This is a genomic window from Butyricicoccus sp. Marseille-Q5471 (genome assembly GCF_951230135.1).
Taxonomy (GTDB): domain Bacteria; phylum Bacillota; class Clostridia; order Oscillospirales; family Butyricicoccaceae; genus Agathobaculum.
The window spans coordinates 1-11218 of the sequence record NZ_CATNVC010000027.1; the positions used below are offsets into that span (position 1 = coordinate 1).

Annotated in this window: 9 protein-coding genes and 1 pseudogene; 5 read left to right on the forward strand and 5 right to left on the reverse strand. The window is 46.5% G+C overall.

Going from position 1 to position 11218, the window contains the following annotated elements:
* Positions 1-31: 31 nt before the first annotated feature.
* Positions 32-1732: a hypothetical protein gene (locus tag QOX26_RS14055; RefSeq protein ID WP_283675601.1), complete on the reverse strand. Its 1701-nt coding sequence runs from the start codon at positions 1730-1732 to the stop codon at positions 32-34.
* 108 nt (positions 1733-1840) lie between these two features.
* Here QOX26_RS14055 and QOX26_RS14060 point away from each other — a divergent pair, with 108 nt between their 5' ends.
* From QOX26_RS14060 to QOX26_RS14415, 4 genes and pseudogenes are all read left to right on the forward strand, one after another.
* Entirely contained in the window at positions 1841-3496 is a 1656-nt protein-coding gene (locus QOX26_RS14060) for a hypothetical protein (protein ID WP_283675602.1), read from the forward strand.
* Positions 3493-5610 carry a hypothetical protein gene (locus QOX26_RS14065; RefSeq protein WP_283675603.1) on the forward strand — a complete coding sequence of 706 codons (2118 nt, stop codon included), beginning with the start codon at positions 3493-3495 and terminating at the stop codon, positions 5608-5610. The genes QOX26_RS14060 and QOX26_RS14065 overlap by 4 nt, the downstream gene beginning before the upstream one ends.
* 24 nt (positions 5611-5634) lie before the next feature.
* Positions 5635-5820 (forward strand): helix-turn-helix domain-containing protein, encoded by a 186-nt coding sequence (locus QOX26_RS14070; RefSeq protein ID WP_283675604.1) that lies wholly within the window; start codon positions 5635-5637, stop codon positions 5818-5820.
* Between the two features lie 250 nt (positions 5821-6070).
* Positions 6071-6552: pseudogene (locus tag QOX26_RS14415) on the forward strand (transposase); the annotation flags it as partial.
* A gap of 46 nt (positions 6553-6598) precedes the next feature.
* Here the strand turns inward: QOX26_RS14415 and rfbA are convergent.
* From rfbA to QOX26_RS14095, 4 genes are read right to left on the reverse strand one after another with little or no spacing between them, the layout of a single operon-like run.
* A complete protein-coding gene (gene rfbA, locus QOX26_RS14080) occupies positions 6599-7441 on the reverse strand; it encodes a glucose-1-phosphate thymidylyltransferase RfbA (RefSeq protein WP_283675605.1) in 843 nt (280 codons plus the stop codon).
* A gap of 6 nt (positions 7442-7447) precedes the next feature.
* Positions 7448-8461 carry a UDP-glucose 4-epimerase GalE gene (galE, locus tag QOX26_RS14085; RefSeq protein WP_283675606.1) on the reverse strand — a complete coding sequence of 338 codons (1014 nt, stop codon included), beginning with the start codon at positions 8459-8461 and terminating at the stop codon, positions 7448-7450.
* Between the two features lie 15 nt (positions 8462-8476).
* Complete coding sequence (locus tag QOX26_RS14090) at positions 8477-9661, reverse strand: nucleotide sugar dehydrogenase (RefSeq protein WP_283675607.1); 1185 nt, start codon at positions 9659-9661, stop codon at positions 8477-8479.
* Positions 9662-9680: 19 nt separating this feature from the next.
* Positions 9681-10772: an NAD-dependent epimerase/dehydratase family protein gene (locus QOX26_RS14095; RefSeq protein WP_283675608.1), complete on the reverse strand. Its 1092-nt coding sequence runs from the start codon at positions 10770-10772 to the stop codon at positions 9681-9683.
* On the opposite strand from QOX26_RS14095, the gene QOX26_RS14100 reads away from it, so the two are divergent.
* Positions 10765-11085 carry a hypothetical protein gene (locus QOX26_RS14100; protein ID WP_283675609.1) on the forward strand — a complete coding sequence of 107 codons (321 nt, stop codon included), beginning with the start codon at positions 10765-10767 and terminating at the stop codon, positions 11083-11085. The genes QOX26_RS14095 and QOX26_RS14100 overlap by 8 nt on opposite strands.
* Positions 11086-11218: the final 133 nt, after the last annotated feature.

Genomic DNA, 11218 nt, shown 5'->3' on the forward strand with positions numbered 1-11218 from the left:
GATTATTAACATGACTGGTAACAGCTACCGTTTAGCTCACCACCAGTCCATTACCGGCTAAAAAACTGGCGCTGAAAAAGTGTGCATTTGCTGGCGAAAAAGTGTGCACTTTACTTGACTGCTTACAAGGATCTTGTTTGTCCATATACGAAACCCGTTTACCCTTTAATGTGACATCTTTTAATTCCGTTTGTGCCTGCAACCAGTTGTACACTTCAGCGGATGTCCAGTTGTGTTTTAAAATAATGCGTTCCAGACGATTGTTTATCATCTTTATTGGCTTTAAAATCGAACGTTTCTGATATTCATCAACCCCCCAGTCAAACCCATGTTCATATGTAAACTCCACAACCTTATACCAGCCATCTATGATGCTGGCCTCAAAAGGATCCCTCTCTTCTTCATTCGGCAAGTAATCGTAAAAGCGTGTCACGACTCTAAATATAATTCGCGACAGGTTAATGTGTCTCATGTTAATCTTGCGTCCAATACAATCATATTGCCATCGTATTCTTTCCGAATTCTTCTTCACCTCCGCTGGAAACAAATCATTCAGTTTCGTTCTATCCTCATCATCAACAATTTTCGATTCCCAAATACGATTCAAGGCTGATTGCTCGTGTGAATTTAGATTAATGCCAAATTGGATCTCCAAATAGGCTTCAGGTTTAAACAGTCGACACAAATCTATCAAAAGACTCCCAATGATATCTTCGCGCAGTTGACAAATTAGTTGAGCATGTTCGGACTTAGTTCTCTTTTTCCAATAATACAGATTGTTCCACATTTCTTCATAGTATTTTACTTGGTCAGCACTCAACTCAAACTTGGTTTTTAGACAATTGCTCAATAGCGTTGATATAATAATTGGCGCTCGAGCCTGCATAAACAGTGTTCTGGATTGTTGATACATTTGGTTTATTTGCTCTATTGACAGAGAAGTCCGATCATCCAGATTAATTCTTTCAGGTTTATATACTGCATTTTGAATTTCCCTATACAGTTTTGTATATTGCCATGGAGTAAATTCTTTAGATGAAAACGCATACTTGTTAAAAAAGAATTTCGGATAAAACTTAGCAGTTTTCTTAGCCCTATTACCCTCATCCTCGATGGAGGAGATATCCTCTATCATCAAGTCATAGTGCTGTGTAAACATCACAAAGATATAAAACGGAAAAACAGTGAACAATGCAGGCAGGTTTGCAACTGCATTAAACATCCGCTCTACATTTCTTAGCAATATCTTTTCAGGTATACTTCTGTTTCTTAAACGAAGCTGATAAAAATCTCGGAAAATTTTCACCAACCTAGATTTGAGTCCATGGCCTTCTTTAATCATCTTATTAAAAATGATGGTGGTCCGATTGGATGCGGTATTGCCCTCTTCTGCTCGTTTACTAATACATTCATCTATGTCTTGGCAATATGTATTGCGAAAAGACTGAATCTTATGCCTTAATGTTTTGTAATATGCAAGTACCGAGCACCTTAACTCGTACTGCTTTTCCATCTCCTTCTCTTCTTCTAAAATCTGTTTGATGGAATACTTACGATCAGCAGCTGAACTGGTGCTACAAAGCTCAGGATATCCAGCCAGCCATTTGAAAATGGTGCGGGTGGCTTGTTCCTTGGATGTCTCATCTTCCAATGCTCGTTGCAGCTTCATTATAATGCGCAGCCCCACAGCAGGAGTGTTTTCTATAGACGAAGTAATCTCTGTGATATTCAATGCTCTCAACTCAGAGTCGACTGCATCACAGAATTCCCGATACTTTTTTGTGTTCTGTGCGAAAATAGATTCAGCAACAGAAACAACAACCTTGAAGGAGGAAGAACAATGAAGAAAAACAAAAGCAAACCAATCGAGGCGTTAGAGGAGGAACTGATCGTCCGTCCAGTGCGCGTCAATGGAAACGCTCTGACTAATATCGGTTGGAGCGGTTCAACCGTACGCGAGGTAACCGACACGGAGTTCGCCGAGGCCGCACGCTACGATGATTGCCATGTGAAACCGATTGATGTCAAAATCGATTCCAATCACGGCAAACGCTCACTCAAGCACTGCAAAATAACAGACGGTAACGGTTCAACTGCCATGGACAGTATTTTGCAATTTCCTCGGGCATGTGCAGAGGTGTATCCATCCATCATGCTGCTGTTAATATGCATGGTGGCATTAGTCTATGATATTCTGTTCCCACTGCTCGGTGGCTTGGCTATCAACTTGAGCGGTATGTCGGCTCTGCCCCCAGCAATGCTTTCGCTTATGTCCGCACTAGCTGGTGATGAAAGTTGGTCAGGAGGCCGTTGGAAGGTGAAAGCACCACACATTTTGATGCCACGCATCAAATTAGGTCAACAAGCAGTGGCGAATCACTTGAGAGATTATGCTCCACTAGAAATTGTGTGGCATAATCGAATCTTGAGACTGGCCGCGCCTTATTTTAATCGTGCGGTAGTGCTGGATTCTGGCTTGCCGGATACGATTAAAAAGGCATGGATTACAACGTGTCCGTTTGCCATTCCAATTTACATTGGCAATCAAGTTCCAAAGGGCTTTACACGCACGCTAACGCTGGATGGCAACGCATTGTGGGCTTGTAACTCTGAATTTTTCACTCAGTTAGATGAAAACGCAGACAACATCAGTGCCCTGCTACTGCGCTTTGGAGAGGAGATGCGTTGTCATCCTAAGCGTCTATTCAAAACCGTGCAGGCTCGTCTGAAATGGTATCTTCCCAGTCAGCAAGATGGGCTGTTTACGCGAGTAATTGCGGCAAATGAAAATCCGGTCAAGGCAGTTCTTATGGCACTGCTGTGGGAGTTCTTAAACTGGGCCATCGAAGAGCAATTTTGTTCGTCGAAAGATGCCAACGCATTTTACCACACCGTTTGGGGCATAGTATTGCCCGAATCAGCGCTCAACCAGGCACGAGCCGCCGAAAAAGGACAGGCTGCAAGTACGCTGCGGGTGGATGATGCACGCTCTTTTGGCCTGTTTCTGTCCGAGTACATCGCCGAGCATTGCAACCACATAAAACTGCCCGAAGAGCCGTGGACGCCTGATGCTGTTGGTCTCATCCGACACTTCGAGGCACAGCCCGAGCCATTGGTGATTTTCGATAGAAGGCATTTGCTGGACAATTATCTTTCATATATCAAGCGAGCGGGCGGCGATGCTTCATTTTTCTCCGCTGTGAAGGAGAGTGAGTTTCCGGCCAAACTCCAACGAGCTCTCATGGACGCAGGCGTTCCCATCCGCGACGGTGGGCGCGATGTGACTTGGCGATACGCGATTTACCCAAAGTCGGTGGAGACGCACAAGACTCCGGCGTTGGGGCTGCCAACTAGTCGGCTAATTGCTTTCTGGCACACCTTGCAAATCCCGGTCGACAAGACGGTCGAGCAGCTGCTGACGCTCGAACGGGATATGAACAAGCCCGACCAGATTATTGTTCCGAAATCTTCCGAAAATGCGGGTGAATCGGCGTGAATATGTCTGTTGATTGCATCGATTCGGGATTCTGGGAAAAAGCGAGCGGTCGGGATTTGCAGTGGAAATTTGAATCTCCGCAACTCACCGAGGAGCTATCTGCGCAGGTCATGGCTGAGCTAGATATGTATTTTTCTACGCGTTGTTTAACATATCTACCCGGACAACGAGAGCTCATTAAGCGGTGCGTGTCGGATATCCTATCATTCAAGACGGATAAGCCCGCCGCCGTGGCGCTGCTCCCGGGTACAGGGAAATCCACACTGATCCGCGCCTTGCTAAAAGTGCTCGCGCGGCAGTTTGTATCTGGCACTGAGTATGCGCAGAAACTCGGCGGCGCCATTATCGTAGTCGAAAAAACTGCGGAGGCCTATTACCTCCGAGAACTGATTGATAAAATCCACCCAAATCTCGTGCACGTCGTTGAGAGCCCCAACGACTTCAATATCAGCCACGGCAAATGCACGCGGCCGGAAGTGCGTGGCTATGCAGACTGTCCTGGCGTCGCCTGTCCCAATGCCCCGGAGTGCCTGCTGTTGCAGGCGTCCGGGAGGACGGAACACACACCCTTCCTCATCGTGCTCCACGCGCGGTATGCGCGCTTCGTTGATCAGATGGATCGATTTCGCGATTGGTTTGACGGTACAGTCGTTCGTCGACGTTCCTTGCTAATTATTGACGAGGCACCCCCGCTGCTACGTGAGAATAAAATGACATTTGGAGACATCGCTGAATTCGAAGTGATGTTGAGCCGGCTGAAACCAAGCTATCGTCAGTCCGATGATTGGAAAAAGCAGGATGCCATCCGCGCGGTAGAGGAACATTTGCAACGCCCCTTCAGACAACTGATGTGGCACTGCCGCTTCACATTCGGCCGATTTGGTCCAGTGAGTCGGACTATGATGGAGTCGGCAGGACTCTCTGAAGAAAATTTCCCCAATCTAGCTGCCCGCGTCAGTGGGTACGCCGGCGAAGCGGCTGATGAGTTTCTTGAGCGAGTACGCGCGCAGTGCAGCTGCCAAAACGTATTCGCCGTTGGCAATGAGCTCTCGCTTCGCTCGCCCACGCTGATACCATTCGATGAGAAGGATGGGCTTAGCACATACATTTTAAGCGGGTCGGCAGAACTTTCGCCTGAGTTGTGCGACAATCCCAGCATTCGTCTGATTCCGGACACTGTACAGGAATCATATGCGCGGCTATGCTTCTGTATTCAGCGCACCGATGTTTTCGGAGCTACAAAAGTGGCAATGCAGCGAGAAGGTAATCAAAAGGCTCTGGTTGCCTGGCTGCGTGCTCGCTTGGCTGCACTACCTCCGGATGAGAAAGCGCTTGTTGTCACCTATAAAGCATTTGCAGCACCACTTTGGGCGGAGCTCAAAGAATACCACGACCGGCTGATCCCCAAGCAGGCCGACGATGATGGAAAGCCCGAAGCAATGCTTCCGTACTTTGGAGGTATGAACGGTTCGAACAAATACACTGAAGCGACATGTGTAATCTGCGCAGGCCTAGGTCGGTTTGAAGCCGGTGACTATCTGAACCGCGCGTTGGCATACGACTTCGACGGAACCGCTTGGACAGAGTTGCAGCAGGTGAGTGCCAAGAACCCCAAGCTGGATATTTGCGAGCTAAAATGTGTACAATCCATGCAAAATCGCACTCTGGCTCGCGATCTGGTGCAGCTTGTATTTCGCAGCGCACTGCGCCATCATGGCGGAACCGCACCGATTACGGTGTGGCTCTTGCAACCGCCGAATGAGGTTGTATCCCTGCTAGCCGATTTCTTTGGTGACTGCCATATCATCGAGGAAACCGAAGTCCCGGCCGAATGCCTGTTGGAGCAAGGAGCGCATAAGACTGTGAATGGGAAGCCCACCCATGCAGCTAGACTGCTACGCTGGCTGCGCGCCTGGGACGGTTCACCGATTCTGTTTCAGCATGTCAGGCAGCAGCTCCACATGACCGCGGCGCAGTGGAAGGAAGCACGAAAAAATGCCCTTGTTCGCGCATTCATCACCGAAAATGTGGTGATGACTCGTTTCGGACGGGAAATGCAGATTATGAAACCCGCCTGTTTCCGAGATGAGCGCGACGATAAAAATATATCATAATAGTAGACGTTAGGAGGTTATATTATGCAGAAGCTTACTTACAATGCATCCGAAATCGCCGAGTTGCTCGGCATCAGCCTCAGCAAAGCCTATGAACTACTACATCGCGCGGACTTTCCAACCCTTCGCATTGGCCGACGACTGCTTGTGGTTTGTGATCGCTTTGAAGAATGGCTGGCGGCACAAAGCGATACCGCGATTGCGTGCTGAATAAACAACAAGGCCCGTTCCTAATATCACCTTAGGGGTGCGCGAAGGGGTGGTGTCTCATACAAGATTGCAAAAAGTTCTATTTTCCCTATCTAAAATGCAAAATCCGCATCTTACGTCACTGTAAAATGCGGATTGTTGGCGGAGAAGGAGCGAAACTGCTTAAGGGATCGCGTAATTTACCCTTTCAATATAGCTACGGCGACATTCAGTTTGATTATTCAAGGAAGAACGCGAGCATCTGCACCCTCTGGTTGGTTTGGATGCAGAGTCCCGGCCATTGGTGTGCCGCACCGCACGAAAGGACAACACCATGCACAATATTTTGGCGCATATCCCACAGAGAGATAAGAAATCGTTTGCTGCCGAACCGAAGGAAATTTGGCTGGCCCTTCTGCTGAAATTGCGCGGAAACGCGCCGTAGAACTATTCGAGAAATGCGAGCGCCATTTTTCAAAGGCTGTGCAGTGCTTAGAACACGGGTTAGAGGATTCACTGGCCTTCTATGGGTTCCCCGAACTGGATGCCCGCAAAATTTCATCTACAAATATGCTGGAACGCTTGAACAAGGAGATTCGCCGCAGAACGGGAGTCGTTGGTATTTTCCCAAATACGGATTCCTATATCAGATTAGTGACCACATATCTCATGGAGTATGCCGAGGACTGGTCTGTCTCCAGAGCATATATCAATCCTAAATCCATTCAGACGCTGCTGGTTGCAGCAGCTTAATTTTTTATATGGGAGTCCAGAAATTGCGAACTTGTATTGACGCTATCTACTTACCATAACGTGTTTTTTCCAGCGCACGTCCCAGTTGCTGATATTCTCTATCAGAAATCCATCCATTCTTATAGGCGTCCTCTTCTATGCAGGCTACATAATTGCCTGTCGTACGCTGCAGATTTTGGATTACCCGAGCCGCTTGAAGAAGACTATCTTCGGTTCCGGCATCCAGCCAGACGAATTCTTTGCCCAGCGTTACGACATTCAACTCATCGAGCTCCAAATAAGCATTGTTGACAGCGGTGATTTCCAGTTCTCCACGGGCTGAGGGCTTTAGCTGCTTGGCAATTTCAACAACACGGTTATCGTAGAAATAAAGCCCGGGAACAATGTAATTGGACTTGGGATGCACCGGTTTTTCTTCTATACTGATAGCCTTACCGTTATCGTCAAACTCAACCACACCAAAAGCACGTGGGTCGTCCACATAACATCCGAAAATCGTAGCACCGGTTTTGTTCTGCTGAGCCTTTTCCAAGCAATCTTTCAAGCCTGCACCATAAAACAGGTTGTCTCCCAGCACAAGGCAAACGGAATCATTCCCAATAAATTCTTCGCCAACAATAAAAGCGTCTGCAATGCCACGCTGTATAAACTGTTCCTTATAGGAAATCTTCATTCCCAGATGGCTACCATTACCCAAGAGGCGCTCAAATTGTTCCTTATCATCTGGCGGGACAATAATCAAAACTTCACGGATGTCGGCCTGCTGCAGTACCGATAGCGGGTAGTACAGCATGGGCTTATCATATATGGGAAGCAGAGGTTTGCAGGCCGGCTTTGTCATCGGATAAAGCCTCGTGCCTTTACCGGCTGCTAGAATGATGCCTTTCATATGTTGTTACTCCTCTGATTTACAATATTGCTGCCAGCGCCAGGAATCTCTGCACATATCTTCAATGTCTTTTTCAGCCTGCCATCCTAACAGCTGCTTTGCCTTTTGCGTATCTGCATAGCATTCAGCGATGTCGCCCGTACGGCTCGGCGCAATCACATACGGAATATTGACATGGTTCGCAGTCTCAAACGCATGAACTATATCTAGGACACTGTATCCCTTGCCTGTGCCAAGATTGATAATCTCTGTGCCATTATGCTCTGCCGCATATTTCAGCGCCGTTACGTGACCCTTTGCTAAATCAACAACATGGATGTAATCTCGGACACCAGTGCCGTCAGGGGTCGGATAACCATCACCATAGACAGACAGCTTTTCCAGAATTCCGGCAGCAACCTGTGTGATATAAGGCATGAGGTTATTTGGGATACCATTGGGCTCTTCACCGATGAGGCCACTTTCATGCGCACCAATCGGGTTGAAATAGCGTAGAAGTACAACAGACATATCCGGATCAGCCTTTGCCGCATCCGTCAGAATCTGTTCAATCATGTACTTTGTCCAACCATAAGGATTCGTGCAGCCACCGGTCGGCATATCTTCTGTAAAGGGTACCGTATTACTCATACCGTAAACGGTTGCAGAAGAGCTGAAAATAAGCCGTTTGGTGTCGTGCTCCCGCATGATTTCCAAGAGCGACAGCGCGGTATCCAGATTATTGCGGTAGTACTCGATCGGTTTTTGCACAGATTCACCGACAGCTTTATATCCGGCGAAATGGATAACTGCATCAATTTCGTTTTCTGTAAAGATTTTATCTACGGCAGTCCTATCTGCGACATTCACCTTATAAAATTTGGGGGTCTTTCCTGTAATAGCTTCAATTTTAGAGATAACATCCGAATTGCTGTTGGATAAATCATCCGCTATAATGACTTGTTCTCCCTCCTTTAGCAGTTCTACCGCTGTATGAGAACCGATGAAGCCAGTTCCGCCGGTAAGTAGAATAGATGGCATACTTATTCACTCCAATCAGTCTCTAAAATATAGGTCTCTGGTATACACCTTGTCCAGCACGTCAGAAATATCTTCAGCGTAACGGTTTGCAATTATCACATCCGATATTGCCTTAAACTCATCCAAATCACGAATCACTCTGGAACTGAAGAAGTTATCATCCTTTAAGGTCGGTTCATAAACAACAACCTCAATGCCCTTAGCTTTGATACGCTTCATAACGCCCTGTATGGATGACTGGCGGAAATTGTCCGAGCTAGCTTTCATTGTTAGCCGATAGATACCCACAATCTGCGGATGTCTTGAAATAATCTGGCCAGCAATGAAATCCTTGCGAGTGCTGTTAGCATCCACGATTGCGCTGACCAGGTTCTGTGGCACATCGGCATAGTTTGCCCTGAGCTGCTTGGTATCCTTGGGCAAGCAATAACCGCCATAACCGAAGGAAGGATTGTTATATTGATTTCCAATACGAGGATCAAGGCAGACGCCCTCAATGATGGCTTTGGTACTCAAACCCTTTGTTTCGGCGTAAGTATCCAATTCGTTGAAATAGGCCACTCGCAAAGCAAGATATGTATTGGCAAACAACTTAATGGCCTCTGCTTCCGTCAAATCTGGGAACAGCGTCGGGATATTCTCCTTAATGGCTCCTTCTTTGAGAAGATTTGCGAAGATTTCCGCTGCCTTATGAAGTCGTACATTCCCCGTAGGCGCACCAACAACAATCCTGCTAGGATACAGATTGTCATACAGTGCGTGTCCCTCACGCAGGAACTCAGGGCTGAACAGGATGTTGTCACAGCAATATTTTTCACGAATATGCTTTGTAAATCCCACTGGTACAGTAGACTTAATAATCATGATAGCATTTGGGTTAACACATATAATCTGCTGAATTACACTCTCCACCGCAGCGGTGTCAAAGTAGTTCCTATCCGGATCATAGTTGGTGGGGGCGGCAATGATAACGTAATCGGCATCCGCATAGGCGCTGTCACCATCGGTCGTGGCTACAAGATCAAGTTCTTTGTTCGCCAGATATTCCTGAATCTCCTTATCCACAATTGGGGACTGCTTTTGATTGATAATTTCTACCTTGGCCGGAACAATATCAACTGCTTTCACTGTATTGAACTGAGCCAGTAGAACAGCCATGGACAGACCGACATAGCCGGTTCCTGCTACTGCGATTTTCATATCTGTTTCTCCCTTGTCCTTAAACCTGATAGTATTCTTTATACCACTCAGCAAACTTTCCGAGTCCAGTTCTTAGGCTTGTGCTCGGCTTAAACCCAAAATCACGTTCTAGTGGAGTGGTGTCTGCATAAGTAATGGGCACATCACCCGGCTGCATGGGCGCTAGTTCTTTATGCGATTCAAAGTCATAATCGGCAGGCAAGACTTTTGCCCGAACCAGTTCCTGCTGGAGGATGTCGACGAAGTCAAGTAGATTTTCCGGTTGATTGTTACCAATGTTATAAACACGGTAAGGCGGTAATGGTAGGCCGTCTTCCCCATTCTCTTTTTCTGGTGCGCACTGCATAACACGCATTACGCCCTCTACAATATCGTCTATATAGGTGAAGTCGCGCTTGCATTTACCATAGTTGAATATCTGGATGGTCTTGCCTTCGCGTAGCTTGTTTGTAAAGCCAAAGTAGGCCATATCCGGTCGTCCAGCAGGGCCGTAGACGGTAAAGAATCGTAGCCCAGTTGAAGGGATGTTATAGAGTTTTGAATAGGCGTGTGCCAGAAGCTCGTTTGACTTTTTCGTAGCAGCATAAAGGCTGACCGGATTATCCACTTTATCATCGGTGCTGTATGGGATTTTCTTATTACTACCATAAACTGACGAACTGGAAGCGTAGACCAGATGTTTGACACCCGGTTCATCGTTGTCGTAGGAATGACGGCAAGCCTCGAGGATGTTGTAAAATCCGATGATATTGGTTTCTATGTAAATATCCGGGTTGGTAATTGAGTAGCGAACACCAGCCTGGGCTGCGAGATTAACTACGATTGCAGGTTGATAGCCTTTGAATATCTGCTCAATCAAAGACTTATCTGCAATGTTACCCTTAATAAATGTCCAAATGGATTCCGAATGTTTTGCTGCGAGAGTTTCAATCTGTTTAAGCCTATATTCTTTAATAGAAACATCGTAGTACTCGTTTAGGTTATCTATACCAACGATGTTTACAGGTGATGCAGAGCGAAGAAGCTTCATAACAAGATTAGCGCCAATAAAACCAGTTGCGCCAGTCACAAGGATAGTCATATTTCTAAGTTCTATGTTTGGTATGCGCATTAAGCTCTCCCCTTTGTTAGGCATGTCAATACCTTTCTTTGTTAACCATCAACTTTTCTTGAGCAATATTGCAAGTATTCCGCTCATCTTTTTTCTATATATCAGCAGATTACAGGCAGCGGATATGCCTAGTGTTATCAGAGTAACCTTAATTGCCAAAACAACCCATGCCAAATATGTCGTTTCCGTCATAGCAATTCCATTTGCCAGAAAAGAAGAGAAAAGACCGATTACAACATCTGTTGCAAAGAAGCCAATAAAGCATTTAGGTGAACGTTGTAGAATATTTGATTTTAGATACCCCACAAAATAGCAGGTATGTCCTGGTCAAGCATTTTTGTAACACCACTGTCTAATTTAGTCTAACGAATTTCGTGCCTCCAGGGGTGTCAGATAGTTGTTATAAGAGTGCGGCCGAATCTGGTTGTACCAGAGATATGCATACT